The organism is Streptomyces sp. NPDC053673 (genome assembly GCF_055585225.1).
In genome coordinates, this window is record NZ_JBVJKN010000016.1 from 1 (window position 1) to 25,498 (window position 25,498).

Sequence of the window (25,498 nt, forward strand, 5' to 3'; positions counted from 1 at the left end):
CTGGCGTTGATTTTTGGCACGCTGTTGAGTTCTCAAGGAACGGACGCTTCCTTCGTACTCACCCTCTCGGGCTTTCCTCCGGGCGCTTCCCTTCGATGTTTCCAACCTTACCAGGTTCTTTTCCGTTCCGTTTCCGGTTCGGATTTCGTTTCCGGTGGCCGTTGGAGGGCCTTTTGCCTTTCGGCTGATCCGACTTTATCAGAGATTCTGAGTCGGAATTTCCGCCCCGTTGAGCGAACGTTCCGAGCGCACACCAGTGCGCCGGGTTTCCCTCAGGCGGAGCCGTAAACGTACTGGAGCGGGGCGGCCGATGCAAATCGAGGTCGCCCCGCTCCAAGATCACTTCACCAGGCGTCAGTTCTGGTGTCAGTTCTGGCGCCAGATCCGGTGTCAGACCTCCACGACGACCGGGAGGATCATCGGGCGCCGGCGGTAGGTGTCGGAGACCCACTTGCCGACCGACCGGCGGATGAGTTGCTGCAGCTGGTGAGGCTCGGAGACGCCATCGGCAGCGGACTTGTTGATGGCTTCGTCGATCTTCGGGATCACCGCGTCGAAGGCGGAGTCCTCGATGCCGGAGCCACGGGCGTGGATGTTCGGGCCGCCCACGATCTTGCCGGTCGTCGAGTCGACCACGACAAACACCGAGATGATGCCCTCGTCGCCGAGGATGCGACGGTCCTTCAGGTGGACCTCGGTGACATCGCCGACGGAAAGGCCGTCGACGTACACATACCCCGCCTGGACCTTGCCGGTGATCTTGGCCTTGCCGTCGATCAGGTCGACGACCACGCCGTCCTCGGCGATGACGATGCGGTCCTTGGGAACGCCCGTCATGGCGCCGAGTTCGGCGTTGGCGCGCAGGTGTCGCCATTCGCCGTGGACCGGCATCAGGTTCTTCGGCTTGCAGATGTTGTAGAAGTACAGCAGCTCGCCGGCCGAGGCGTGGCCCGATACATGGACCTTGGCGTTGCCCTTGTGGACGACGTTCGCACCCCAACGGGTGAGACCGTTGATCACCCGGTAGACGGCGTTCTCGTTACCCGGGATGAGGGACGAGGCCAGGATGACCGTGTCGCCCTGGACGATGCGGATCTGATGGTCCCGGTTGGCCATACGGGAGAGGGCAGCCATCGGCTCGCCCTGGGAGCCCGTACAGACCAGCACGACTTCGTCGTCCGGAAGATCGTCGAGGGTCTTCACATCCACGACCAGACCCGCCGGGACCCTGAGGTAACCCAGGTCACGGGCGATGCCCATGTTGCGGACCATGGAACGGCCGACGAAGGCGACCCTGCGACCGTACTCGTGGGCCGCGTCGAGGATCTGCTGGATGCGGTGGACGTGACTGGCGAAGCTGGCCACGATGATGCGCTTCTGGGCGCCCGCGAAGACCCCGCGCAGCACGTTCGAGATGTCGCGCTCGGCGGGGACGAAGCCGGGGACCTCGGCGTTGGTCGAGTCGACCAGCAGGAGGTCGATGCCTTCCTCGCTCAGGCGCGCGAAGGCGTGCAGGTCCGTGAGACGGCCGTCCATGGGGAGCTGGTCCATCTTGAAGTCGCCCGTGTGGACGGCCATGCCCGCAGGGGTGCGGATGGCGACGGCCAGGGCATCCGGGATGGAGTGGTTGACCGCGATGAACTCGCAGTCGAAGGGGCCGATGCGCTCGCGGTTTCCCTCGGCGACTTCGAGGGTGTACGGGCGGATGCGGTGCTCCTGGAGCTTGGCCTCGATCAGGGCGAGGGTCAGCTTGGAGCCGATCAGCGGGATGTCCGGCTTCAGCCGGAGCAAGTAGGGGACACCGCCGATGTGATCCTCGTGGCCGTGCGTGAGCACGATGCCCTCGATGTCGTCGAGGCGGTCCCTGATCGTGGTGAAGTCCGGCAGGATCAGGTCGATGCCGGGCTGCTCCTCCTCGGGGAAGAGGACGCCGCAGTCGACGATCAGGAGTCGGCCGTCGTATTCGAAGACCGTCATGTTCCGGCCGATCTCGCCGAGACCGCCGAGCGGGGTGACACGCAGGCCGCCCTTGGGCAGCTTCGGCGGGGCGCCGAGTTCAGGATGCGGATGACTCAAAAGACTCTCCTCACCACACGCGCCACGTACCGCTTGGGCACGTGGCGCGCATGACATTCGTGCACTTGCTGTTGTCGTCTGTGCGGTTTCTTCGGTTGGTACGTATTCAGTTGTGAAGTCTGTGGTTACAGCTGTACCCCGCCCGCGGCGAGGTCGATCTTGAGCTGGGCGGTCTCGGCCTCGGTGAGCTCGACGAGCGGGAGGCGCAGCGGGCCGGCGGGCAGGCCCTGGAGGGCGAGTGCCGCCTTGGTGGTGATGACGCCCTGCGTCCGGAACATGCCGGTGAAGACCGGGAGCAGCTTCTGGTGGATCTCGGTGGCCTTCTGCACGTCGCCCGCGGTGTACGCGTCGACGAGGGCGCGCAGCTCGGGGGTGACGACATGGCCGACCACGGAGACGAAGCCGACGGCGCCGACCGAGAGGAGCGGGAGGTTGAGCATGTCGTCGCCCGAGTACCAGGCGAGGCCGCTCTGGGCGATGGCCCAGCTGGCGCGGCCGAGGTCGCCCTTGGCGTCCTTGTTGGCGACGATGCGCGGGTGCTCCGCGAGGCGGACGATCGTCTCGGTGTCGATGGGGACGCCGCTGCGGCCGGGGATGTCGTACAGCATCACGGGGAGGCCGGTGCTGTCGGCGATGGCCGAGAAGTGCCGGTACAGGCCCTCCTGAGGGGGCTTGTTGTAGTACGGCGTGACAGCCAGCAGGCCGTGCGCGCCGGCGCGCTCGGCGGCGCGGGCGAGCTCGATGCTGTGGTGGGTGTCGTTGGTACCGATCCCGGCGACGACATGGGCGCGATCGCCCACGGCATCGAGGACGGCTCGTACGAGCTGGTCTTTCTCCGCGTCACTCGTGGTCGGCGACTCGCCGGTGGTGCCGTTGACGATCAGGCCGTCGTTGCCTGCGTCCACCAAGTGGGTGGCGAGCCGCTGCGCGCCGTCGAGGTCGAGTGCGCCGTCCGCCGTGAACGGCGTGACCATGGCGGTGAGGACCCGCCCGAAGGGGGTCTGCGGAGTGGAGATCGGAGCCATGGGTAACACGCTACTCGCTGCTCAGCGCGTAGGGTCCCCTTGGGGGACGTGACGTATGCCGTGGTCAGTGGAGCCCGGCACTGCCTGCTCGGGGGTTCAAGCAGTGCCGGGTCCGTTTGATCAGCCTAGATGAACTTCTCGAAACGCCGCAATACGGACACCGAGTAAGGCTGACCGTACATCTGTGCTCTACGGAGCGACGCGCCCGTTGGCATTGAAGGCGGCGTAGGTGAGCGGCATGAGCTTCGCCCAGTGCTCCTCCATCTTCTCGCCGACCATCTCGATCTCCCGCTGCGGGAAGGACGGCACCTTCGCCAGGTCGTGCTGGGTGCGAAGGCCGAGGAAGTGCATGAGCGAGCGTGCGTTGCAGGTCGCGTACATGGACGAGTAGAGCCCGACGGGCAGGACCGCGCGGGCGACCTCGCGTGCGACACCGGCCGCGAGCATCTCCTGGTACGCCTCGTACGACTGGCGGTACGAGTCCTCCATCACCCGGCCGGTGAGCTCCTGCTGCGCCTGGGTGCCCTCGACGAAGACGTACTTTCCGGGGCGGCCCTCCTGGACGAGCTTGCGCGACTCGTCCGGGACGTAGAAGACGGGCTGAAGCTCCCGGTAGCGCCCGGACTCCTCGTTGTACGACCAGCCCACGCGGTGCCGCATGAACTCGCGGAAGACGAAGATCGGGGCGTTGATGAAGAAGGTCATCGAGTTGTGCTCGAAGGGGCTGCCGTGACGGTCCCGCATCAGATAGTTGATGAGCCCCTTGGAACGCTCCGGGTCCTTGGAGATCTCTTCCAGGGACTGCTCGCCCGCGGTGGAGACCCGGGCCGCCCACAGCACGTCGGAGTCGCCGGCGGTGTGCTTCACCAGCTCGACGGTGACATCGCTGCGGAAGCTGGGCTTGATGTCGGCGGGGATCTCGGTCACCGGCGGGGTCCTTCCAGTTGCATCGCTCGGTCGGCGCCCACTCTACGGCTCGCCACTGACAACGACGGCCGGGGCGGGCCGTCCCGATGTTCCTCGGTCAATTCACCGGAATCGGGCACCAAATGCCGGTTCTGCTCGTCTGTACCAGTAACCACGTTCCGCCACCAGATGAGGAGACCTGCGCCCATGTTCCTCCCCCAGCTACCGCCGGGAGGTGCCCCCACGCGCGAGGCCGTTCCGTTCGCATTCGTCGCCGAGGCCGACCGCTTCCGCAGCAACGTCACTCCCCCGCCCAGAGAGCGTCCCAGCGGCTCCCAGCTCGTAGGCCGTACGCTGATCGGACTGACCGTTGTGGCCGGGCTGGCCGGGTCGCTGCTCTTCGGCATGCCGGCGCTGAGCTCCCCGGCAGCTCCCAAGGCGCCTTCCCAAGCGCAGCAGCCCGAGTCCGCCGACGGCCGCTGACGCTCCCCGCTGCCCTGACAGGCGTGGGAGGTACCCCCATGGACCCCCGGGGGTGGTCGGGGGTTGACCGCCTCGGTAGCCTCACCGGGCACAACCCCATCGTGGTGACGAGTGAGGATCAGCCGTGCCCCTGCCCTTCCTGACGGCGGACCGCGCCTTTGACGCTACGGACGAAGGCGTCGCGCTGCCGTTCGACGACCATGATCAGTGGCGCCGGCCGTACCGTCCGGGCCCGTGGCGGGTCGGAGCGGCGGCCCTGACCCTGCTGCTCGCGTCGTTCGTGCTGCTGGCCGCGATGGTCATCGCGTTCGCCGGTGCGCTGCCGGGTGCGGGAGTGTGCTTCGGTCTCGCGACGCTGATGATCGGCGCGGCGCTTCGGCTGCTGCGCATCGGCACCTGGGTGAGCAGGCACGGACTGCGGCGGGTGGGCTTCTTCTCGACCAGCACCGTGCCATGGGTACAGGTCACGGCGCTGCGTACGGTGCAGCAGCCGGTGCGCTGGCTGGGGCTGCCCCGCACGGTGCAGGGGCAGGCGCTCATGCTCGTACGCGAAGGTGGTGAGCAGCTTCCGCTGCTCACCGACCACAACGCCGACTTCCTGTCGCGTATCGAGGCGTTCGACCGGGCGGCCGACACGGTCGAGGCGTGGGGCGCGGAGTACCGGCCCACGCACTCCGCCTGATTCCGCACGGGCCCCGAGACCCCGAACCATCTGAGCCACGCGCCCGTCAGGGCATGACGGGCTTCCCCTCGTGAAGCGCGATCGCGCGCTGCATCGCCTTGCGGGCTCTCGGGGTGTCCCGGGCGTCGTGGTACGCGACGGCCAGCCGGAACCAGCAGCGCCAGTCGTCGGGCGAGTCCTCGGTCTCCGCGCGGCGCTTGGCGAAGACGGCGTCCGCCGAGTCGCGGTCGATACGTCCGCCGGGGGTACGGACCAGCTCGTCGACCGGCAGTCCGCCCTCGGCGTCCAGTTCGGCGGCGAGGGCGTTCGCCTTCTTGACGAACTGGGTGTTCTTCCAGAGGAACCAGACACCGATCACCGGCAGGATCAGCACTGCGGCACCGAAAGTGACGGTGAGCGCGGTGCCGTGCTGGATCAGCATCACGCCGCGGCTGCCGACCAGGACGAAGTAGACGACCAGGACGGCGGCCGTGACGAAGTACGAGAGTTTCGCGCGCATACGAGCACTCAGCCGAGATCGAGGAAGTGTTCGAGGCCGAAGGTGAGCCCGGGGGTGGTCACCACGCGGCGCACGCCGAGCAGGATGCCCGGCATGAAGCTGCTGTGGTGCAGGGAGTCGTGGCGGATGGTGAGGGTCTCGCCCTCGCCGCCGAGCAGGACCTCCTGGTGGGCGAGGAGACCGCGGAGCCGTACGGCGTGCACCGGCACCCCGTCGACGTCCGCGCCGCGCGCGCCGTCCAGGGCCGTGACGGTCGCGTCCGGCTGCGGGTCGCAGCCGGCCTCGGCGCGGGCCTCCGCGATCAGCTGGGCGGTGCGGGTGGCGGTGCCCGACGGGGCGTCCGCCTTGTTCGGGTGGTGCAGCTCGACGACCTCGACCGACTCGAAGTAGCGCGCGGCCTGGGCGGCGAACTTCATGGTGAGCACGGCGCCGATGGAGAAGTTGGGCGCGATCAGCACGCCCGTCTCGGGGGATGCGTCGAGCGAGGTGCGCAGATGCGCGAGGCGCTCGTCCGTCCAGCCGGTGGTGCCGACGACGGCGTGGATGCCGTGGCGCACGCAGAAGTCGAGGTTGCCCATCACCGAGGCGGGGGTGGTCAGTTCGACCACGACCTGGACGCCGGTCTCGGCCAGGGTCTCCAGCTTGTCGCCCCGGCCCAGCGCGGCGACCAGTTCCATGTCGTCGGCGGCTTCGACGGCTCGTACCGCCTCGGAGCCGATACGGCCCTTGGCGCCGAGGACGGCCACGCGCAGCTTGCTCATTGCTCTGCTCTCCCTGGGAGACGGATCTACGAGACGGATCTACGAGACGGATTCGTGCAGGCGGTCCGCCTGCTTGTCCTTCAGCGGGCCGATCACCGACAGCGAGGGGCGCTGTCCCAGGACCTCACGGGCGACCGCGCGGACGTCGTCTGGAGTGACCGCGGCTATGTTCGCCAGCATGTCGTCGACCGACATCTGGGAGCCCCAGCACAGCTCGCTCTTGCCGATGCGGTTCATCAGCGCGCCGGTGTCCTCGAGACCGAGGACGGTCGATCCGGCGAGCTGGCCGATGGCGCGGCCGATCTCGTCGTCCGACAGTCCCTCGTTCGCGACCCGGTCGAGCTCGCCGCGGCAGATCTTCAGCACGTCGTGGACCTGGCTGGGCCGGCAGCCCGCGTAGACGCCGAAGAGGCCGCAGTCGGCGAAGCCCGAGGTGTACGAGTACACGCTGTAGGCCAGGCCGCGCTTCTCCCGGACCTCCTGGAAGAGACGGGACGACATGCCGCCGCCGAGGGCCGTGTTCAGTACGCCGAGCGCCCACCGGCGATCGTCGTTCCGGGCCAGGCCCGGCATGCCGAGGACGACATGGGCCTGCTCGGTCCTGCGGCCCAGCACCTCGACCCGGCCCGCCGTCCCGACCGTCCGCCGGCCGTCGCGCGGGGCGACCGGTGCGGCGTCCGTACGGGACAGCGCGCCGGCCTTGTCGAAAGCCTTGCGGACCTGGCGTACGACCGTGGCGTGGTCGATGTTGCCCGCGGCCGCGACGACCAGGTGCGTCGGGTCGTAGTGCTTCTTGTAGAAGCGGGCGATCTGCGAGCGGTTCAGCGCGTTGATGGTGTCGACGGTGCCGAGGACCGGGCGGCCGAGCGGGGTGTCGCCGAACATGGTGTGCGCGAAGAGGTCGTGGACGACATCGCCCGGGTCGTCCTCGGTCATCGCGATCTCTTCGAGGATGACGCCGCGCTCGGCGTCGACGTCCTCCTCGAGGATCAGCGAGCCGGTGAGCATGTCGCAGACGACGTCGATCGCGAGCGGCAGATCGGTGTCGAGGACGCGCGCGTAGTAGCAGGTGTACTCCTTCGCCGTGAAGGCGTTCATCTCGCCGCCGACCGCGTCGATCGCGGCGGAGATGTCGAGGGCGGTGCGCTTGTGCGTGCCCTTGAAGAGGAGGTGCTCCAGATAGTGCGTCGCGCCGTTCAGCGACGGGGTCTCGTCCCGGGAGCCGACGTGCGCCCAGATGCCGAAGGTGGCGGAGCGTACGGACGGCAGCGTCTCGGTGACGATGCGCAGGCCCCCGGGGAGGACCGTGCGGCGGACCGTGCCGATGCCGTGCTCGCCCTGGAGAAGCGTTTGGGTACGGGCGACGGCCCGCGCCTCCGAGGAGGTGCGGGCCGTCGTCCTGGAACTACGGGACGTCACTTGTCGGTGTCGTCCTTCTTCTCGGCGTCGTCGCCGGCAGCGTCCTCGTCCGCGATCACGGGGATGAGGGAGAGCTTGCCGCGCTGGTCGATCTCGGCGATCTCGACCTGCACCTTGGAGCCGACCGCGAGCACGTCCTCGACGTTCTCCACGCGCTTGCCACCGGCGAGCTTGCGGATCTGCGAGATGTGCAGCAGGCCGTCCTTGCCCGGGAGCAGGGAGACGAACGCACCGAAGGTCGTGGTCTTGACGACCGTACCCAGGTAGCGCTCGCCGACCTCCGGCATGGTCGGGTTGGCGATGCCGTTGATCGTGGCGCGGGCGGCCTCGGCGGCCGGGCCGTCGGCGGCACCGATGTAGATGGTGCCGTCGTCCTCGATCGTGATCTCGGCGCCGGTGTCCTCCTGGATCTGGTTGATCATCTTGCCCTTGGGGCCGATGACCTCACCGATCTTGTCCACGGGGATCTTGACGGTGATGATCCGCGGGGCGTTCGGGGACATCTCGTCCGGGGTGTCGATCGCTTCCATCATCACGTCGAGGATGTGGAGGCGGGCGTCGCGGGCCTGCTTGAGGGCCGCGGCCAGGACGGAGGCCGGGATGCCGTCCAGCTTGGTGTCGAGCTGGAGGGCGGTGACGAACTCCTTGGTACCGGCGACCTTGAAGTCCATGTCACCGAAGGCGTCCTCCGCACCGAGGATGTCGGTGAGGGCGACGTAGTGCGTCTGGCCGTCGATCTCCTGGGAGATCAGACCCATGGCGATACCGGCGACGGGGGCCTTCAGCGGCACACCGGCGTTCAGCAGCGACATGGTGGAGGCGCAGACCGAGCCCATGGACGTCGAGCCGTTGGAGCCGAGGGCCTCGGACACCTGACGGATCGCGTACGGGAACTCCTCGCGCGTCGGCAGCACCGGCACGATGGCGCGCTCGGCGAGGGCGCCGTGGCCGATCTCGCGGCGCTTCGGCGAACCGACGCGGCCGGTCTCACCGACGGAGTACGGCGGGAAGTTGTAGTTGTGCATGTAGCGCTTGCGGGTCACCGGGGAAAGGGTGTCCAGCTGCTGCTCCATGCGGAGCATGTTGAGGGTGGTGACGCCCAGGATCTGGGTCTCGCCACGCTCGAACAGGGCCGAGCCGTGCACGCGCGGGATGGCCTCGACCTCGGCGGCGAGCGTACGGATGTCCGTGACGCCACGGCCGTCGATGCGCGTCTTCTCCTTGATGACGCGCTCACGGACCAGGGACTTGGTCAGCGAGCGGTACGCGGCGGAGATCTCCTTCTCGCGGCCCTCGAACTGCGGGAGCAGCTTCTCGGCGGCCAGACCCTTGACGCGGTCCAGCTCGGCCTCGCGCTCCTGCTTGCCCGCGATGGTCAGCGCCTGGGAGAGCTCGTCCTTGACCGAGGCGGCGAGAGCCTCCAGGACGTCGTCCTGGTACTCGAGGTAGACCGGGAACTCGCCGGTCGGCTTGGCGGCCTTCGCGGCGAGGTCGGCCTGGGCCTTGCAGAGGACCTTGATGAAGGGCTTCGCGGCCTCGAGACCGGCGGCGACGACCTCCTCGGTCGGCGCCTCGGCACCGCCCTTGACCAGCTCGATGGTCTTCTCGGTGGCCTCGGCCTCGACCATCATGATCGCGACGTCGCCGTCCTCCAGGACGCGGCCCGCGACCACCATGTCGAAGACGGCGTCCTCGAGCTCGGTGTGGGTCGGGAAGGCCACCCACTGGCCGTTGATCAGCGCGACACGGGTGCCGCCGATCGGGCCGGAGAAGGGCAGGCCGGCCAGCTGCGTGGAGCAGGAGGCGGCGTTGATCGCGACCACGTCGTACAGGTGGTCGGGGTTGAGCGCCATGATCGTCTCGACGATCTGGATCTCGTTGCGCAGGCCCTTCTTGAAGGACGGGCGCAGCGGGCGGTCGATCAGGCGACAGGTGAGGACCGCGTCCTCGGACGGGCGGCCCTCACGGCGGAAGAAGGAACCGGGGATCTTGCCCGCGGCGTACATCCGCTCCTCGACGTCGACCGTCAGAGGGAAGAAGTCCAGCTGGTCCTTGGGGTTCTTGGACGCGGTGGTGGCCGACAGCACCATGGTGTCGTCGTCCAGGTACGCCACGGCGGAACCGGCGGCCTGCTTGGCCAGGCGGCCCGTCTCGAAGCGGATGGTACGGGTGCCGAAGGAGCCGTTGTCGATGACGGCCTCGGCGTAGTGGGTCTCGTTCTCCACTAGCGATATCTCCTCGTCTGCGTCTCCCGGCCCGTGTGGCGGGGGGACGGTGGCGGAGAAGCGCGCCTTGTGTGCGGGCCGGTCTTCGATCGAAGCACCCGGGTGATGGGTTCCGGGGGCCACTACCGAGGACCGGCGGCGGAGGGGCGCTCCTCCTCGTTCGGTATTGCGTTTTCGGTACTGCGTACTTCAGGGGTAATGCGTTACTTCGGGTACTGCGTACCTCAGGTACTGCGATATTGCGTTGTGCGACCAGATTACTGAGGTTTGCCGCAAGACCGCACGTACAGCAAAGGGAGCGGCCCCCTCAGAGTGGGAACCGCTCCCTTCACGGCGTCTTACTTCGCGCCCGCCGCACCGCGGCGGATGCCGAGACGGTCGACCAGCGTACGGAAGCGCTGGATGTCCTTCTTGGCCAGGTACTGCAGCAGACGGCGACGCTGGCCGACCAGGATCAGCAGACCACGGCGGGAGTGGTGGTCGTGCTTGTGGGTCTTGAGGTGCTCGGTCAGGTCCGAGATGCGGCGGGAGAGCATCGCAACCTGGACCTCGGGGGAGCCGGTGTCGCCCTCCTTGGTGCCGAACTCGGCCATGATCTGCTTCTTCGTAGCGGCGTCGAGAGACACTCGGTACTCCTCTTGGTGATTCGATGCGCCCACGAGTGCCCCTGGTCTTGGTCTCAGGGGAGCTTCCGTGACTCGGAGGCGAAGGCACGATGGGCGCTGCACTCCAGAATTTCGACGTTCCGGGGTACGCGTACACAAACGGCCGTCACACAGCGTACCAGTCCCGCCGACCGGCCCGGGACCGGCCCTGGTCCTGGGCCGGTCCGGGTCGGTCCGCCCCGCGCTCGCCTCGTGCTCACCTCGCGCTCGCCCCGGCCGGACAGGCTCTAGCTGGTCAGGGACCGGGCCCGGTCGAAGACGTCCAGTACGGCCAGGCAGAGCGGGACCAGCGAGAGCAGCACGAGCCCCTCGGTGAGGTCGAGCAGCCGGCCCCAGAAGGGCGAGAGGCCCTTCCTCGGGATGATCAGGCCGATCGCGGTGATCAGGGCCGCTCCGGCGGCGACGGCGGCGGTCAGCCAGATCGTACGGATGTCGAGGCCGCCCCGGTCCCCGTACACCAGCAGGTCCCTGACCAGGTCGGACGGCGGCTTCAGGGAGAGGCCGAGGACCAGCAGGGCGATCGAGGCGAGGCCGGCGACCAGGACGCAGGCGACCTGCGAGGTGTACCGGAAGAGCCGGGCGCGCAGCAGCATCGCGAGTCCCGCGGCGAGCGTGAGGATCTGACCCCAGACGTTGCCGGCGAAACCCAGGACGGCGGCGGAGCCGACGACGACCGCGGCGCAGCCGCCGACCAGGCCGAGCAGCATCTCGTGGCCCCGCCGGGCCTGGGCGGCGATGCGCTCGGCGTCGACGGGCTGGGCCTGGGGGGTCGCGTTCGGGTCCGTGTGGAAGTCGTCGTCGGTGGCGCTGTGCGGGGAGGCGTAGCCGATGGGGAGCCGGGCGAAGCGGGCCGAGAGGCCGGGCAGGAAGGCGACCAGGCCGATGGCCGTGGGGGCGCAGACCGCGGCGGTCATGGTGGCCGAGGCCGCGGTGAGGATCATGACGAAGGTCGCCAGGGTGCCGACGGTGGCCACGAAGGTGGCGGCGACGAACGGGGCGTCCCCGCTCGGGGTGAGCGCGACCAGGGCGACCGAGGCGACCAGCACGGTCACACAACCGAGCAGGAACTGGAGCCGGCCGGGCCCGTGACCGGGCTCCTGGCCGATGATCCCGGAGCCGGCGATCAGCAGCAGCGGAAGGGCGCCGAGCCCGAGGGCGACCGCGGTGGCCCGGTCGCTGTACACCCGGGCCCGTACGCCGGCGAACGCGGTCAGCAGGAGACCGGCCGCGCCCGCGACGATGCCGGGCAGGCTGTGCATGTCGTGCCGGACGGGGTCGGCGAACCAGAGCACGAAACCCATGAGGACGAGCAGCAGCACCCCGCCGACGAGTCCGGCGCCGCGCAGCAGGTCGTCGCTCCACAGATGACGGTCGCGGGTGACGGCGGAGGCGACCGCGTCGGAGACGTCGTCGAAGACCGCGGGCGGCAGCGACTGGGCGAACGGCCGCAGACTGAGCACCTCGCCGTCGAGCACCTGCTGGGCGGCGAGCGACCGGGCGCCGTCGAGGACGGTGCCGTCACGGCGGACCAGGTGGTAGCCGGTGGGGGTGCCGGCGGGCTGCGTCTGGCCGGTGAGCCGGAGGACCTCCGGGTAGACGTCGGCGACAGCGATGTCCTCGGGGAGGGCGACGTCGATACGGCTGTCCGGTGCCACGACAGTGACGCGGCAGAAGCCGGTCGCTGCGGTCGTACTCACGTGTGGGACCCCCTGATTCGCGGTTGCGCACGATGCGCGGCAACCCTACCGGGACATGGTTCTCCTGCCTGCAAGTAGGATCATCGCCGCGCGGGAAGGCCCGCGAAGCAGAGGCAGTCAGCGGGGGCGCCGGTGCGGAATCCGACCTCCGACTCATCCGTATCAAGGGATTGATGTTCCGGTGAGCCAGATCGTCGTCAAACGCCCGCCGCGCTCCCTTCCCCCGGAAGTGCCCACCGAGGAGCTGACCCTCGAGTCCCCGCCCGAACTGCCGCGGGGCCAGCAGGAGTCCATGCTGATGCAGCTCCTGCCGATGCTCGGCATGGGTTCTTCGGTGGTCTTCTTCTTCATGCCGAACGCCCATCCGTTCATGCGGATCATGGGCATTCTGATGCTCGTGTCGACGGTCGCCATGGCCATCGCGCAGCTCGTCCGGTTCCGGAAGGGTACGCAGGGGCAAATTGCCGATGTCCGGCGCGACTACCTCAAATACCTCGCGAAGACCCGGCGTACGGTCCGCAGGACGGCGCGCAGGCAGCGCGACGCGCAGCTGTATCTGCACCCCTCGCCCGAGCAGCTGTGGTCGGTGGTCGCCGAGGGTTCGCGGGTCTGGGAACGGCGGGTCGGCGACAAGGACTTCGGTCAGGCACGGATGGGGCTCGGCGCGCAGCAGCTGTCGACGCCGCTGATCGCTCCGGACACGGCTCCAGTGGATGAGCTGGAGCCGCTGTGCGCGGGCGCGATGCAGCAGTTCCTGGCGGTGCACGGCTCGTTGGACGGGCTGCCGATGGCCGTGTCGATGCGGGCGTTCTACCACGTGACGGTGTCCGGGGAGCCGGAGCCGGCGCATGCGGCGGCCCGCGCGCTGGTGTCGCAGCTGGTGACGCTGCACTCCCCCGAGGATCTGATGGTCGCGGTGGTGGCCGCGCCGGGTGCGGTGGCGCGCTGGGACTGGACGAAGTGGCTGCCCCACACGCAGGTGCCGGGTCAGATCGACGGGGCCGGTACGAAGCGGCTGTTCGGCGACGACCTGGGCGAGCTGGAGGAGCTGCTGCGCAGCAGGCTGGACGGGCGGCCGCGGTTCGGCCGGGACAGCCAGCCGGTGCTGGACCAGCCGCACATCGTGGTGGTGCTGGACAGTGATTCCCCTCGGGGTCTGGTGCCGCCGGACTCGCAGTTCGCGGCGGCCGAGGGACTGCAGGGCGTCACCATCGTCGAAGTGGTGCAGGGCGAGCTGGACGAGCCGCGCGGCGGCCTCTCGGTGGTCGTACGGCCCGGCCGGCTGCGGCTGGAATCCGGTGCCGGCGTGGCGTACGAGGGTCTGCCGGACGGCATCTCGCTGCCGGCCGCCGAGGCGCTGGCGCGGCAGCTGGCACCGCTGCGCATGGGCGGGGGCGACGACGACGAGCCGCTGCTCGCCAACCTGGACTTCACGGATCTGCTGAATCTGGGCGACGCGGCATCGGTGGACGTGGCGCGTACCTGGCGGCCGCGGTCGACCGCGGAGCGGCTGCGGGTGCCGATCGGTGTCGGCGAGGACGGCCAGCCGGTGATGCTGGACCTCAAGGAGGCCGCGCAGGAGGGCATGGGCCCGCACGGTCTGTGTGTGGGTGCGACGGGTTCCGGAAAGTCGGAGCTGCTGCGCACGCTGGTGCTCGGTCTCGCGGTGACGCACTCCTCCGAGACGCTGAACTTCGTCCTCGCGGACTTCAAGGGTGGCGCGACCTTCGCCGGCATGTCGCAGATGCCGCATGTGGCCGCCGTCATCACCAACCTGTCCGACGATCTGACGCTGGTCGACCGCATGGGTGACGCGATCCGCGGTGAGCTGCAGCGTCGCCAGGAGCTGCTCCGCTCCGCGGGCAACTACGCCAACATCCACGACTACGAGAAGGCACGCGCGGCCGGTGCCCCGCTGGAGCCGCTGGCCTCACTGGTCCTCGTCATCGACGAGTTCTCCGAACTCCTCACCGCCAAGCCGGACTTCATCGACATGTTCATCCAGATCGGCCGCATCGGCCGGTCGCTCGGTGTGCATCTGCTGCTCGCCTCGCAGCGTCTGGAGGAGGGCAAGCTGCGCGGCCTGGACACGTATCTGTCGTACCGGATCGGTCTGCGGACGTTCTCGGCGGCGGAGTCGCGTACGGCGATCGGCGTGCCGGACGCGTACCACCTGCCGTCGGTGCCCGGTTCGGGCTATCTGAAGTTCGGCACGGACGAGATGACCCGCTTCAAGGCGGCGTACGTGTCGGGTACGTACCGTACGGACGGGCCGCGGCTGTCGGCGGACCAGTTGCCGGTCGAGCGGCGGCCGGCTGTCTTCACGGCGGCGCCGGTGCCGGTGGTGTACGCGGCGCCCGACCCGGCGTATCTCGCCGCGTCCCGCGACAGCGAGGACGACGCACTCGCGGACACCGTGCTCGATGTGATCGTGCGCAGGCTGGAGGGGCAGGGCGTGCCCGCCCACCAGGTGTGGCTGCCGCCGCTGGACCAGGCCCCGTCGCTGGACCAGTTGCTGCCGGGGCTCGCACAGACCGCGGACCGCGGGCTGACGGCGACCGAGTACACGCGCCCCGGCGGGCTGGTCGTGCCGCTGGGTCTGATCGACAAGCCGTTCGAGCAGCGGCGCGAGGTGCTGTACCGGGACTTCTCCGGTGCCGCCGGCCACATGATGGTCGTCGGTGGTCCGCAGTCCGGCAAGTCGACGCTGATGCGGACGATGATCTCGTCGTTCTCCCTGACCCACACGCCGCACGAAGTGCAGTTCTACGCACTGGACTTCGGCGGTGGCGGTCTGGCCTCGCTCGCGGACCTGCCGCATGTCGGTGGAGTCGCGTCCCGGCTGGACCCGGAGCGGGTGCGGCGTACGGTCGCCGAGGTCGCGGGCGTACTGAACCGGCGCGAGGAGTTCTTCCGCGCGCACTCGATCGACTCGATGGCCACCTACCGGCGCAAGCGAGCCGCGGGCGAGCTGCCGAGCGAGGCCTGGGGCGATGTGTTCCTCGTCATCGACGGCTGGGGCGGCTTCAAGAACGACTACGAGGGCCTGGAGCCGGTCGTCGCGGACCTCGCGGCGCGCGGCCTCGGCTACGGCATCCATGTCGTCATCACGGCCGCGCGCTACATGGAGGTGCGCGCGGCCCTGAAGGACCAGATGCTGGGCCGTCTGGAACTGCGCCTCGGTGACGTCATGGACTCCGAGTTCGACCGCAAGGTCGCCGCGAACGTGCCGACGGGAGTGCCGGGACGCGGCCAGGTGCCGGAGAAGCTGCACTTCATGGGGGCGTTGCCGCGGATCGACGGATCGAGCGGCTCGGGTGATCTCGCGGAGGGCACGCAGGCGTTCGTGCAGGCGGTGAAGGCCGGCTGGACGGGTCCCGCGGCGCCGGGTGTCCGCCTGCTGCCGCGCATGCTCCGCGCGGATCAGCTGCCGAAGGGCTTCGAATTCCCGCAGCACGGAATCGCGATCGGCATCGACGAGACCAACCTGGAGCCGGTGTTCGTCGACTTCGAGACGGACCCGTTCTTCCTGATCTTCGGTGAGAGCGAGTCCGGCAAGACGAATCTCCTGCGTCTCATGGCCAAGCAGATCGCCGAGCGGTACTCCCCGGACGAGGCGAAGATCGTCGTCGGCGACTACCGGCGGGCGCTGCTCGGATCACTGCCGGAAAGCCATCTGCTCGAGTACGCGCCCATGGCCAACTCGATGCAGACGCACATGGAGGCCCTGGCCGGCGTGTTCTCGCGCAGGCAGCCCCCGGACAACGTCACCCCCCAGCAGTTGCGCGACCGCAGCTGGTGGACGGGGCCGCGGGTCTTCATCATCGTCGACGACTACGACCTGGTCTCGACGAGCTCCGGCAACCCGCTCGGCCCGCTGGCCGAGTATCTGCCCTTCGCCCGGGACACCGGCGTCCGCTTCATCATCGCGCGCAACTCGGCGGGGGCTTCGCGCTCCATGTACGAGGCGTTCATGCAGCGCATCAAGGAGCTCGGGGCGCAGGGTGTGGTGCTGTCGGGCGACCCGTCCGAGGGCGACCTGATCGGGAACGTACGTCCGCATGCGATGCCGCCGGGGCGTGGGTACTTCGCCTCGCGCAGGCGGGGGGCGTCGCTGGTGCAGACCGGGCGGTTGCCGGATGCGTGAGGAGCGCGGTGAGGGACTCGGTGAGGGACTCGACGAGTGCCGCGCGGTGAGTGCCGCGGTGAGGGACTCGACGAGTGCCGCGCGCTGAGGGCCGCGGTGAGGGACTCAACGAGTGCCGTGTTGAGGGTGCAGGAAGCCGCCGGGTTCCGGCCCGGTGGGTACATCGGAACGGGGAGGAAGCATGAGCTTCGAGCAGGAGTGGACATCGGCGCGGGCGGAGTCTGCGGCCCGGCAGTCAGAGCACGCGGCGAGTATGCGGCTGAACGGGACGGGTGGCGGTCCCGCGGGGCTGCCTGGCGGAAAGCAGGACATGGCGTCGACGCCGGCGGAGAAGTACGCCGCGGCGAACACGATCGAGACCGAGCTCAAGCCGGGGACGGGGACCGCCACGGTGTGGGCGGACGAGGAGTCCAACAACGCCATCAAGGCTTTTGACGGCTGGAATACGGCGGCGGGGCTGAAGAAGGTCCAGACGACGTGGGATCAGCAGGTCAAGGTCCTCATGGGGCGACTGGAATCGGAGATGAACAACTTGCGCGTGGCCTCCGGCTACTTCGCGAGGACCGATATCGGTATCCATTCGCAGTTCACGCCGCTGGCGAAGCCGAGGTCGGGGCTCGACGGGATGTGAGCCTTGCTCATGGCGACGGAGGACCTGGACATACCGCCGAACGACTCTGACGGGGGAACGGATGCTGACGTACTACGAGGTCATGAACACGAACTTCGGCCAGCTCACCACGACGGCTGGTAAATGGGACGCCATGGCGGGTGAGATCAAGAAGATGGAGGACCTCTACAGGGACTCCGTCCAGAAGATCACGATGGGTCCCAGCTGGTCCGGCGTCAGCGCGGACGCGGCCCACACGAACTTCGCCGGAACGCGATACGAGTACTCCGCGGCCCAGATCCAGGCGAAGGCCATCGCCTCGCTGCTGCGCGATGCCCGCGATCAGTTCATTGACCTCAAGAAGCGGCTCGAGTCGTCGCGTGCGGAAGCCGTGAAAGCCGGAATGGCAGTCTCCGAACAGGGCCATGTCAGCTTCGACACAAGCAAGCTCACCAAGGGAGAGCACCAGGCCTACGTCCACGATCGCGACTACCGGGACAGTTGCCACAAGGCGGTCGCGTCATGGCAGAAGCGCATCGACGACTGCGTCCGCGCGGTGGACGACGCCGACCAGGGCGTCAAGCTCGCCCTCGAGGCCGCCGTGACCGACAGCTACGGCGACAAGAACGACGCGACGCTCGGCGTCGGCTTCAACGGCCGGGCCACGGGCGACATCGAGGTGTACGAGGCCCAGAACGCCGAGGACATCGCGACCCGGATCACCAGCGGCAAGGACGTCTCCGCGGCGGAGATGGCGGAGCTCAAGCGCGCGTTCCGGGACAACTCCGGCACTGCCGCGTTCAGCCAGACCCTCCTCAACGGACTCGGGGCCAAGGGAACGATCGAGTTCACCAACAAGCTGAACGACCTGATCCATGTCAAGGACGTGAAGAACAAGGGCGACTACGCGGCGTTGGAGAAGGGGCTGGCGAGTTCGCTGGCTTCCGCCACGCAGAACCCGAAGTCGGACTTCTACCAGAAGTTCCGATCCGACCTGCAGAAAGCCGGTATGGAGCGGTACAGCACGTCGTTCACGGACCTGCGACTGGAGAAGGCACGGGGATACCAGTCGCTGGTCACGCTGATGCAGCAGGGTGACGGGTATTCGAAGCAATTCCTGCACGACATCGGCGACGACATCATCAAGGCCGAGAAGGACGGCACGGACGTCTGGGTCATGAAGGGCGACTACAGCGGTAAGGAGGACGGCTGGTTCGCCAATGACCCCATGGACGGCCTGCTGGGTGTCATGAGTCATGACCCTGCGGCGTCGGCGTCGTTCCTCAAGGACGACGACCGTATGGCACACCTCATGAAGCGCGACTGGGAGGTGGTGCTGGAGGCCAAGGAGGTCGGTAACGCCACGCACTACTCGCCGGCGCTGGACGGGGACGAGCGGGCGGGGCTCGGAGCGGCGCTGGTGGCGGGGGCGACGGGGATGGATCCGTCGGACAGTAATGCGAAGTACGTCAAGCATTCTGCTGACAACGTGGCGGTTTTCAAGAACGCGATCACGCACTTCGCCGAGGCCGGTGACACGTTTCCGGAATCGCTGCGGGAACCAACGTCAAAGATCCTGGCGAACCACGGAGCCACGGTGCACCAGTCGGCGAGCAGTATCGACATGCGCGAGGCCGGGATCGAGCAGAACAAACTCTTCGCGGTCATCGAGCAAGTCTCCAAGGACGACAAGGCATACCAGACCCTCAACGCCGGCATCAGCCACGCCATGGTGACGGAAATTCACGCGGCCGGTCAGAAGGAACCCGAGGCCTCGCTCATCCACGCGGGTCGGACCGTGGGCTTCCTGGAAGAGGCCCGTATCAAGGCGGTGGGCGACGCAGAGACCGCGGAGTTCGAGGAGAAGTGGATGTTTGACCAGCTTATCGGCTACCTCCCCGTCGGTGGGGACCTCGTCCAGGGCGGGTTCGACTACGTGACGGAGAAGTGGACGGAGGACGAGCAGAAGAAGATCGACGCCGAGCACGCCGACGCCGCCTACGAAGCCTCCAAGAACCGGAACCTCCAACTGATGGCGCTTGCCGACGAGTGGTCCAAGACGCACGATCCAAGTGGCGCCGAGAAGACCCAGCACCAAGAGGATGTCGACGAGGCTGCCATGACAGGTGCCGCACGGGCACGCGAGGCAGCAGCAGGGAAGGCAAGCTGATGAGCGCCAATCGGCCTCCGGCACGGATGATGGCGACCGTCGGCCTCACAGTCATGTGCCTGGCCTCGCTGAACGCGTGCAGCGGCTCACCCTTCAACAAAGCAGATGAGGTCCCGGACACGATCTGCGGTACCAGGATCGATTCCAGCCTCACGCGGCCGCTGCTCGAGCCAGGCGAGATCTCCGAAGACAACAGGGTTGACTGGGACAGCGGCTGGTACGCGCCCTGCGTGATCGCCGTGGACGGAAAACGTGCGCTGCAGCTCACCTTCTCGTGGCACACGGGCACGGCAGGGGAACTGTTGAAGTCAGCGGCCAAGAACGCCGGCGGAGGGCGCCTCGACGGTGCGACACATGTTGATCTGGGCTTCTCGGACTCCGTGGTTGCCAACCAGGGTGCGATCGCCACCACCCCGTGCAAGTCGGAGAAGGCGGACAACTTCACCCTCAGAATGTTCGTCTCGCGTGCCTCCTCCACCAAGCCCGATCTGCGGCCCGCGATCGAGGCGTTCATGCGCACCTACATGACGGAGACCGTCAAGACGCTGAACTGCGGCAAGGGGTGACTTGCTCGGTACCGCCTGCCCACAAGCCTCGAAGCACGGATAATTGATCCGCAACGCCGTACCACCACCTTGGGAAGGAAGGGCGCCTCATGGGCACTCAGCAGGAGAAGGACGAGCTGTACGCGCTCGACATCAGCGGGGTGGAGTGGCACGGCGCGCCGGGCACCACTCCCGACGAGGAGCGGGTCGAGATCGCGTATCTGCCGGGCGGGGCCGTGGCCATGCGGTCGTCCGTCGACCCGGACACCGTGCTGCGGTACACCGAGGCCGAGTGGCAGGCTTTCGTTCTGGGCGCCCGTGACGGGGAGTTCGACCTGCAGTGAGCTGACGTGGATCGACGCGGAATACGAAAGGGGCACGCTCTGTGGAGAGCATGCCCCTTCGGCGTGGGTCCGGGCGGTCGTCAGAAGGCCTCGGTGAACAGCCGCGACGCCTTGATGTCCGTGGAGCGGTAGCTGTCCTTGCCCTGCTCCACCAACTTCGCGACGACCTCCAGGCGGTCCCTCATATCCTCCGCCTTGGCCTTGTACTTCTTCTGGAGGTCCACGTACCCCTGATGAGCCTCACCGTCCCAGGTACCGGTGACGACCTTGAGGGCACTGTCCATCTCCTCAAGGTCCTTGATGATGTTCTGCGATACGACGCGGATACGGTTCGCGATCTCCTGAACGCTGTCGTACCGAACCTTGGTACCGCCCTGGTCAATTCCGGACATCTTCTGCTCCTTGGGATTCAGACGTTGTTCAGGCCGGACTTGGCTGCGGCGGCCTTGAACACGTCGTCCACTTCCTGGTCATTGGCGTTGCTGAGGTTCTTGGTCTCGGCAACGGCGTTGTAGAGAACCCGGAGCAGCCGTCGGATCTCGTCATGGTCCTCGTTGATCACGACCTGGGCGGTCTTGAAGCCGCCGGCGCCCGCACCGGTCCAGCCGGCGCTGACCGTCTCGATGATGTTGGCCAGCTCGCGGGCCTGCTTGGTCACCGCCTCACCGGTCTGAGCGATCTTGATCTTCGCCTTGGTTACCGGATCGTCGGCAAGTCCGAACCCACCTGCGGGGCTGGTCATATGGAGCTCCTCATTCTCGATATCCCTGACCCGGCCGGCAGACTCCGGCCAGGTGGATCTCCGTGCGTTTGGCTACGCTCTCCTGTTGCGTACGCTCACCGCCACGAAGGCGCCGATGACGGCGACGGCGACGGCTGCACTCGCGGCGATGCCCCAGAGCGGGAACCCGCTCTCGTCGGCCTTGGCCGCCGCCTCAGGCGCCTTGGGCTGCTGGGCCTGGCCATTGCCGCTTGCCCCCGTGCTCTCAGGAGAGGGGGAAGTCTTGGGTGTGGGTGACGCACTCGCTCGCGCGGCGAGCAGCGGGTTCACATCGGGCGGCCCGGGGTTTCCCTTGCCCTCCAGGAGGACCTGGGCGGGGCGGATGGAGCCGTAGCCGATGTACTTGCTGGGGACGGGGCCGTTGTGGCCCGCGGTCTCCATCATGACGCGCAGGACCTGGTTGGCGGTCCAGTTGGGGTGGGCGGACCAGATGAGGGCGGCGGAGCCGGAGGCGATGGCGGTGGCATGGCTGGTGCCGGTGAATTCGCAGTAGGTGTTCTTGTTGTCGGTGCACCGGCCGGGCATCGATACTCCCGGAGCGGCGAGAGCGAGATGGTCACCGTAGTCGGAGAACTTCGCCACTTTGCCCTTGGTGTCGAGGGCTCCGATTGCGATCACGCCTGGGAGAACAGCGGGGTAGGCCCGGTGAGTCTCAATGCCCGAGTTGCCAGAACCCGCGAATATGAGAACCCCCTTCTTTCGGGCATAGTCAACCGCGGCTTGCAGACTTTCCGCGTCGGCGTCTGAGCCACTCAAGGAAATGTTGATGACACGGGCGCCGTTGTCCACCGCATAACGAATCCCCATGGCGGTGGGCTTCCACCCAAAGAAAGCGTTGTCCCCCACCTTCACAGGCAGGATTTTCGCGTCGGGCGCGACCCCTTTGATGCCACCGTTAGCCCCGTTGCCGGCAATGGCGATGGACATGTTGGTGCCGTGTCGCTCAGTGTCCTGGTTGTCCGTGCGACCGCCACCGCCTCCCGCATCGTAGAAATTACGACCAGGCAGCACCTTTCCGTGCAACTCCGACACCGTTGAGTCCACGCCAGTGTCGAGCACTGCAACGGTCATCCCCTTGCCTGTGGAGACCTTCCACAGCTCGTCAGCCTTCATCGCGTCCAGGTACCACTGACGTGAGCGCATGTCGTCGGCCTGCGCGGCGGGCGCCGCGACAGTCCAGGCCGCGACAACAGTCGTCATGGCACCCAGTAGACCGATCGCACGGCTACGCAAGGCTCGGGCAAGGGGGGACATTTACAGGAACTCCTAGTCGATGACGGGAGGGACGATCTTGCGCTGACCCATGGCCCACGTCTCCTCGTCTTCCGCCAGGTAGTCGGGGCGGCCCGTGGAGTTCCGGCGCTCCTCCTGACCCGAAGTCGTCGAGGAAGCCGGACGGACGAGACCTGTACCGCCGGGTGTGAATGCGGTGCGGCCGCTGGCACCAGACGTGGCAGGAGTCCCAACGATTCCACCGGGTTGAGTTGCCAGTCGGCGGCCGGCGCCCGCTCCCGTACCAGCACCCGGGCCACCATGCATACCGACGCCGCCGTGGCCGGGCATGCCTGCGGGCCCACGGCCGAGGGGGCTTCGCTCCTCGCCGATCACGGTGCCCATGGGAAGCCTCGGTCCGTTCGGCGGCCCACCCGCACGGCCGGGCATTTGCTTGCCGCCGACGATGCCGTCGCCAACACGGGGCGGCGGAGCTGCTCCCAGCTGTCCTGGACCGGGCACCGTGGGACGCGGTACTCCTTGCCCACCGGTGGTGGGCGTACGGGGACCACGGCCTGTCTGAGGCCCGACCACAGTCGGGGTGACCGGCGGCAGCGGGAGACTCGGTGGGGCGCTGGGGCCCGTCGACGGCGGCGTCGCCGGAGCCTGCGGGCCAGGTCGGGTCGGCGCCTCCGGGGCGATGGGGCCGGTGGAGTCGAGATTCGTGCCAGCAGAGGTCTCCTGCGGTACCGGACGGCGGACCGTCGAATCGACAGCCTGCTTGTCGGCACTGCCCGGGGGAGCTGCCGTACCAGATTGCACAGGCGCATAGGCTGCGCCTGCGTACGCCGCGCTTCCCGAAGGAACTGTCGAGCCGGTGCCGCCTGAGCCGTATGCACGCTCCGACTCGCTCACGCGGAGCTCAGGCGGCTTGAACTCCGGCTGCCGCTCCGCCCCCATCCGGTTCTGCGTCACCTCGTAGTACGACGACAGCCGCTCCAACTGGTGAATCGCCTCCTGGAGCTTCGGACCGGTCTCCGCCTCGATGCGGGCCTTCTCCTTCTCCGGGTCCGCGAAGCACTGACCCGCGGGCTTCGGCACGGCCGCCTGCGCCTCGGTCAGCGCCTGGCCCGCGCGCTGCATCTCGTCGCTGACGACCTTGGTGTAGTCACCGAGCACCAGCGTCTCGGTGGCGATCCCCTCGCCCCACTTGCGGAAGGCCTCGCCTCCCTCGCCCTCCCACTTGACCCGGCTGACGTAGTGCCGCAGATCCGCGGCGATGTCCAGAATCTTCGGCACCGCAGCCGCCAACGCCTCGCCGGCGCCGGTGAGTTCCCCTGGCTTGGCAGACGCGATCATCGCGTACAGAGCATCCAGGGACTTCCCCTCGAACTCGCCACCCGCCATGTGTCCGTATCCCCCGTTTAGCTGAATCCGCCGGAATCACCGGTGTCGTTGCCCGCGTCAGCGGACGGCTGCTGCGGCTTCGCTGCGTCCTTGCCGGCACCGCTCTGCGTCGCGCCCGGGCCGCCTTCGTACTGTTCCTTCGCGCGCTTCTGGATCGCCGCGAAGCGATCCCGCTCCTCGATGTCGACGCCCTCGTAGCCCTTGTCGGCGATGTGCACGGCGATTCCCATCGCCTCGATCGTCTCGCCGAACGTCTTGGTCAGCGCCTCCAGTTGGCTGCGGACCTTCTCGTACGCGGCGTGGAGTTCGGTCGCCGCCGCGAAGCCGTTGCCGTAGGAGTCCGCGGTGACCTTCTGCTCGCCGATCTTCTTGTGCTCGGCCGGCGACTTCTCCAGGGAGCTGAGAAGCTCCTCCATGCGGGTCCGGAAGCTCTGGAGAGTCACACTTCCGACTTCCAGGCCCTGCTTGCCGGCGCCCCCGTTCCGCCCGTCCACCTCAGCGCCCCCTTGTCGCATTCGTGAATGCGATCATATCCAATGCACCCTCAGGCTCCACATGAGTACTGGTACTCATCCCTGGCATCAGCCATCACCTGCCCTATTGCAAACGCCCGCGCCGCCGGCGCCCCGTGTCCCGCACCACGATCGCCGTCCCCGCCACCACCGCGACCAGGACCCCGGCGATGCCGAGCGCGTACGTCGCGTACCGCTCGTCCCGTTCCTGCGCGGTCTCCGAGAGCGTCAGATACGCCGGCTCGGGGGCCGGGGGCTTCGGCGGGCCCGGGTCCGGGCGGGGGGACTCCAGGGGGCGGTCGTCCTCGGCCAGGGCGCGGACCGGGTCGACGACGCCCCAGCCGACGAAGTTGTCGCGGCCGTTGATGCTGCGCTCGGCGGTCTGCTCGATCTGGGCGACGATCTGGTGCGCCTTCCAGGCCGGGTGCTTGGCGCGCAGGAGGGCGGCGACGCCGGCGACGTACGGGGCGGAGAAGCTGGTGCCGTTGTCGACGCACTGGCCGCCGCCGGGGACGGTGGAGACGATGTCGACGCCGGGCGCCGCGACGCCCACGAACTCACCGGCCTGCGAGAACGCGGCACGTTCGTTGTTGCGGTCGGAGGAGGCGACGGCGAGTACGCCGTCGAAGGCGGCCGGATAGGTGTTCTTGAGCTTGCCGTCCATGCCGTCGTTCCCGGCGGACGCGACGACGACGATGTCCTGTGCGACCGCCCGCGCGACCGCCTTGCCGAGGTCCGACTGCGGGGTCAGCGGCTGAGTCGTGTCCTGCGAGATGTTGATGACGTCGGCCTTCTTGGCGATGGCGTGGTCGATCGCGTCGGCCATCGAGTCGGCCTTGCCGCTGTTCTTCTCGTCGTTCTGGCGGATCGGGATGATCGTCGCCTCGGGGGCGAGCCCGACGAAGCCGGTGCCCTTGCGGGGGCGGGCGGCGATGATGCCGGCGACCTTGGTGCCGTGGCCGACCTCGTCGACCGTGCCGTCGGTCTTGCCGCGCTTGTCGTCCCGGGAGTCCTTGTCGGGCTTCAGGAAGTCCTTGCCGACGGAGGCGTCCACGGCGGACTTGAGCTGTGGGTTGACGTCGTCGACGCCGGTGTCGATGACGGCGACCCGGATTCCCTTGCCCTTGGTGTCCTGCCACAGCTCGTCGAGGAGCACCCGCTGGAGCGACCAGGGGATGCTCGCGATCTGCTTCTTCATCGGGAAGGTGCATTCGCCGCTGCCGTCGATGCCGAGGCGGCCGGGGAGTTCCTCCGCGTGCGCTGCCGACGGCGCCGCCGGCAGCCCGGTGAGAACCACAGCGATGAGCAGGGCAGTCCTGCGGTACGTCACTG

At 68.1% G+C, this 25,498-nt stretch carries 22 protein-coding genes; 7 read left to right on the forward strand and 15 right to left on the reverse strand.

Features of this window, described 5'->3' with window-relative positions; genetic code table 11:
* Positions 1 to 390: 390 nt before the first annotated feature.
* From ACZ6ZQ_RS22450 to thyX, 3 genes are all read right to left on the reverse strand, one after another.
* The gene (locus ACZ6ZQ_RS22450; RefSeq protein ID WP_469770280.1) at positions 391 to 2,076 is read right to left on the reverse strand and encodes a ribonuclease J; all 1,686 of its coding nucleotides are present in this window, start codon (positions 2,074 to 2,076) and stop codon (positions 391 to 393) included.
* 125 nt (positions 2,077 to 2,201) lie between these two features.
* On the reverse strand, positions 2,202 to 3,101 hold the full coding sequence (dapA, locus tag ACZ6ZQ_RS22455) for a 4-hydroxy-tetrahydrodipicolinate synthase (RefSeq protein WP_469770281.1): 900 nt from the start codon (positions 3,099 to 3,101) through the stop codon (positions 2,202 to 2,204).
* 189 nt (positions 3,102 to 3,290) lie between these two features.
* Positions 3,291 to 4,028: an FAD-dependent thymidylate synthase gene (thyX, locus tag ACZ6ZQ_RS22460; RefSeq protein ID WP_469770282.1), complete on the reverse strand. Its 738-nt coding sequence runs from the start codon at positions 4,026 to 4,028 to the stop codon at positions 3,291 to 3,293.
* Between the two features lie 186 nt (positions 4,029 to 4,214).
* Between thyX and ACZ6ZQ_RS22465 the strand changes: the two genes are divergently transcribed.
* Both ACZ6ZQ_RS22465 and ACZ6ZQ_RS22470 read left to right on the forward strand, forming a co-directional pair.
* Positions 4,215 to 4,490, forward strand: coding sequence for a hypothetical protein (locus ACZ6ZQ_RS22465; protein WP_469770283.1), 276 nt, complete (start codon positions 4,215 to 4,217; stop codon positions 4,488 to 4,490).
* Between the two features lie 124 nt (positions 4,491 to 4,614).
* A complete protein-coding gene (locus ACZ6ZQ_RS22470; RefSeq protein ID WP_469770284.1) occupies positions 4,615 to 5,172 on the forward strand; it encodes a hypothetical protein in 558 nt (185 codons plus the stop codon).
* A 46-nt stretch (positions 5,173 to 5,218) separates the two neighbouring features.
* On the opposite strand, the gene ACZ6ZQ_RS22475 is transcribed toward ACZ6ZQ_RS22470, so the two are convergent.
* The 6 genes from ACZ6ZQ_RS22475 to eccD form a co-directional block, all read right to left on the reverse strand.
* A complete protein-coding gene (locus ACZ6ZQ_RS22475; RefSeq protein ID WP_469770285.1) occupies positions 5,219 to 5,671 on the reverse strand; it encodes a hypothetical protein in 453 nt (150 codons plus the stop codon).
* A gap of 8 nt (positions 5,672 to 5,679) precedes the next feature.
* Positions 5,680 to 6,432, reverse strand: a complete 753-nt coding sequence (dapB, locus tag ACZ6ZQ_RS22480; protein WP_469770286.1) for a 4-hydroxy-tetrahydrodipicolinate reductase — start codon at positions 6,430 to 6,432, stop codon at positions 5,680 to 5,682.
* A 39-nt stretch (positions 6,433 to 6,471) separates the two neighbouring features.
* On the reverse strand, positions 6,472 to 7,851 hold the full coding sequence (locus ACZ6ZQ_RS22485) for a M16 family metallopeptidase (RefSeq protein WP_469770287.1): 1,380 nt from the start codon (positions 7,849 to 7,851) through the stop codon (positions 6,472 to 6,474).
* A complete protein-coding gene (locus ACZ6ZQ_RS22490; RefSeq protein ID WP_469770288.1) occupies positions 7,848 to 10,076 on the reverse strand; it encodes a polyribonucleotide nucleotidyltransferase in 2,229 nt (742 codons plus the stop codon). Before ACZ6ZQ_RS22490 ends, ACZ6ZQ_RS22485 begins: the two co-directional genes overlap by 4 nt.
* 338 nt (positions 10,077 to 10,414) lie before the next feature.
* Positions 10,415 to 10,702, reverse strand: coding sequence for a 30S ribosomal protein S15 (gene rpsO / locus ACZ6ZQ_RS22495; protein ID WP_322725099.1), 288 nt, complete (start codon positions 10,700 to 10,702; stop codon positions 10,415 to 10,417).
* Positions 10,703 to 10,968: 266 nt separating this feature from the next.
* Complete coding sequence (gene eccD / locus ACZ6ZQ_RS22500) at positions 10,969 to 12,438, reverse strand: type VII secretion integral membrane protein EccD (protein ID WP_469770289.1); 1,470 nt, start codon at positions 12,436 to 12,438, stop codon at positions 10,969 to 10,971.
* Between the two features lie 181 nt (positions 12,439 to 12,619).
* Here eccD and eccCa point away from each other — a divergent pair, with 181 nt between their 5' ends.
* The 5 genes from eccCa to ACZ6ZQ_RS22525 all read left to right on the forward strand — a co-directional run bounded on the left by eccCa (position 12,620) and on the right by ACZ6ZQ_RS22525 (position 20,254).
* Complete coding sequence (gene eccCa / locus ACZ6ZQ_RS22505; RefSeq protein WP_469770290.1) at positions 12,620 to 16,585, forward strand: type VII secretion protein EccCa; 3,966 nt, start codon at positions 12,620 to 12,622, stop codon at positions 16,583 to 16,585.
* A 181-nt stretch (positions 16,586 to 16,766) separates the two neighbouring features.
* A complete protein-coding gene (locus ACZ6ZQ_RS22510) occupies positions 16,767 to 17,216 on the forward strand; it encodes a hypothetical protein (protein ID WP_469770291.1) in 450 nt (149 codons plus the stop codon).
* 61 nt (positions 17,217 to 17,277) lie between these two features.
* A complete protein-coding gene (locus ACZ6ZQ_RS22515; RefSeq protein ID WP_469770292.1) occupies positions 17,278 to 19,365 on the forward strand; it encodes a hypothetical protein in 2,088 nt (695 codons plus the stop codon).
* Entirely contained in the window at positions 19,365 to 19,931 is a 567-nt protein-coding gene (locus ACZ6ZQ_RS22520) for a hypothetical protein (RefSeq protein WP_469770293.1), read from the forward strand. The genes ACZ6ZQ_RS22515 and ACZ6ZQ_RS22520 overlap by 1 nt, the downstream gene beginning before the upstream one ends.
* An 89-nt stretch (positions 19,932 to 20,020) precedes the next feature.
* Complete coding sequence (locus ACZ6ZQ_RS22525) at positions 20,021 to 20,254, forward strand: DUF397 domain-containing protein (RefSeq protein ID WP_469770294.1); 234 nt, start codon at positions 20,021 to 20,023, stop codon at positions 20,252 to 20,254.
* An 80-nt stretch (positions 20,255 to 20,334) separates the two neighbouring features.
* On the opposite strand, the gene ACZ6ZQ_RS22530 is transcribed toward ACZ6ZQ_RS22525, so the two are convergent.
* The 6 genes from ACZ6ZQ_RS22530 to mycP form a co-directional block, all read right to left on the reverse strand.
* Entirely contained in the window at positions 20,335 to 20,646 is a 312-nt protein-coding gene (locus tag ACZ6ZQ_RS22530) for a WXG100 family type VII secretion target (RefSeq protein ID WP_469770295.1), read from the reverse strand.
* A 17-nt stretch (positions 20,647 to 20,663) separates the two neighbouring features.
* The gene (locus tag ACZ6ZQ_RS22535; RefSeq protein ID WP_453658904.1) at positions 20,664 to 20,996 is read right to left on the reverse strand and encodes a hypothetical protein; all 333 of its coding nucleotides are present in this window, start codon (positions 20,994 to 20,996) and stop codon (positions 20,664 to 20,666) included.
* A gap of 72 nt (positions 20,997 to 21,068) precedes the next feature.
* The gene (locus ACZ6ZQ_RS22540) at positions 21,069 to 22,235 is read right to left on the reverse strand and encodes a S8 family serine peptidase (RefSeq protein WP_469770296.1); all 1,167 of its coding nucleotides are present in this window, start codon (positions 22,233 to 22,235) and stop codon (positions 21,069 to 21,071) included.
* Positions 22,236 to 22,301: 66 nt separating this feature from the next.
* On the reverse strand, positions 22,302 to 23,654 hold the full coding sequence (locus ACZ6ZQ_RS22545) for a hypothetical protein (RefSeq protein WP_469770297.1): 1,353 nt from the start codon (positions 23,652 to 23,654) through the stop codon (positions 22,302 to 22,304).
* 17 nt (positions 23,655 to 23,671) lie between these two features.
* Positions 23,672 to 24,070, reverse strand: a complete 399-nt coding sequence (locus ACZ6ZQ_RS22550; RefSeq protein ID WP_469770298.1) for a hypothetical protein — start codon at positions 24,068 to 24,070, stop codon at positions 23,672 to 23,674.
* 181 nt (positions 24,071 to 24,251) lie between these two features.
* Positions 24,252 to 25,496 carry a type VII secretion-associated serine protease mycosin gene (mycP, locus tag ACZ6ZQ_RS22555; RefSeq protein WP_469770299.1) on the reverse strand — a complete coding sequence of 415 codons (1,245 nt, stop codon included), beginning with the start codon at positions 25,494 to 25,496 and terminating at the stop codon, positions 24,252 to 24,254.
* Between the last annotated feature and the right edge of the window lie 2 nt (positions 25,497 to 25,498).

Excerpts from the sequence above, each read along its gene's own strand:
- ACZ6ZQ_RS22530 (WP_469770295.1), bottom strand. The coding sequence starts at position 20,646 with ATGTCCGGAATTGACCAGGGCGGTACCAAGGTTCGGTACGACAGCGTT.
- ACZ6ZQ_RS22515 (WP_469770292.1), top strand. The coding sequence starts at position 17,278 with ATGCTGACGTACTACGAGGTCATGAACACGAACTTCGGCCAGCTCACC.
- ACZ6ZQ_RS22540 (WP_469770296.1), bottom strand. The coding sequence starts at position 22,235 with ATGACGACTGTTGTCGCGGCCTGGACTGTCGCGGCGCCCGCCGCGCAG.
- ACZ6ZQ_RS22465 (WP_469770283.1), top strand. The coding sequence starts at position 4,215 with ATGTTCCTCCCCCAGCTACCGCCGGGAGGTGCCCCCACGCGCGAGGCC.
- dapB (WP_469770286.1), bottom strand. The coding sequence starts at position 6,432 with ATGAGCAAGCTGCGCGTGGCCGTCCTCGGCGCCAAGGGCCGTATCGGC.
- ACZ6ZQ_RS22535 (WP_453658904.1), bottom strand. The coding sequence starts at position 20,996 with ATGACCAGCCCCGCAGGTGGGTTCGGACTTGCCGACGATCCGGTAACC.
- ACZ6ZQ_RS22475 (WP_469770285.1), bottom strand. The coding sequence starts at position 5,671 with ATGCGCGCGAAACTCTCGTACTTCGTCACGGCCGCCGTCCTGGTCGTC.
- dapA (WP_469770281.1), bottom strand. The coding sequence starts at position 3,101 with ATGGCTCCGATCTCCACTCCGCAGACCCCCTTCGGGCGGGTCCTCACC.
- ACZ6ZQ_RS22545 (WP_469770297.1), bottom strand. The coding sequence starts at position 23,654 with ATGGCGGGTGGCGAGTTCGAGGGGAAGTCCCTGGATGCTCTGTACGCG.
- ACZ6ZQ_RS22550 (WP_469770298.1), bottom strand. The coding sequence starts at position 24,070 with ATGGAGGAGCTTCTCAGCTCCCTGGAGAAGTCGCCGGCCGAGCACAAG.
- ACZ6ZQ_RS22525 (WP_469770294.1), top strand. The coding sequence starts at position 20,021 with ATGGGCACTCAGCAGGAGAAGGACGAGCTGTACGCGCTCGACATCAGC.
- ACZ6ZQ_RS22510 (WP_469770291.1), top strand. The coding sequence starts at position 16,767 with ATGAGCTTCGAGCAGGAGTGGACATCGGCGCGGGCGGAGTCTGCGGCC.
- ACZ6ZQ_RS22520 (WP_469770293.1), top strand. The coding sequence starts at position 19,365 with ATGAGCGCCAATCGGCCTCCGGCACGGATGATGGCGACCGTCGGCCTC.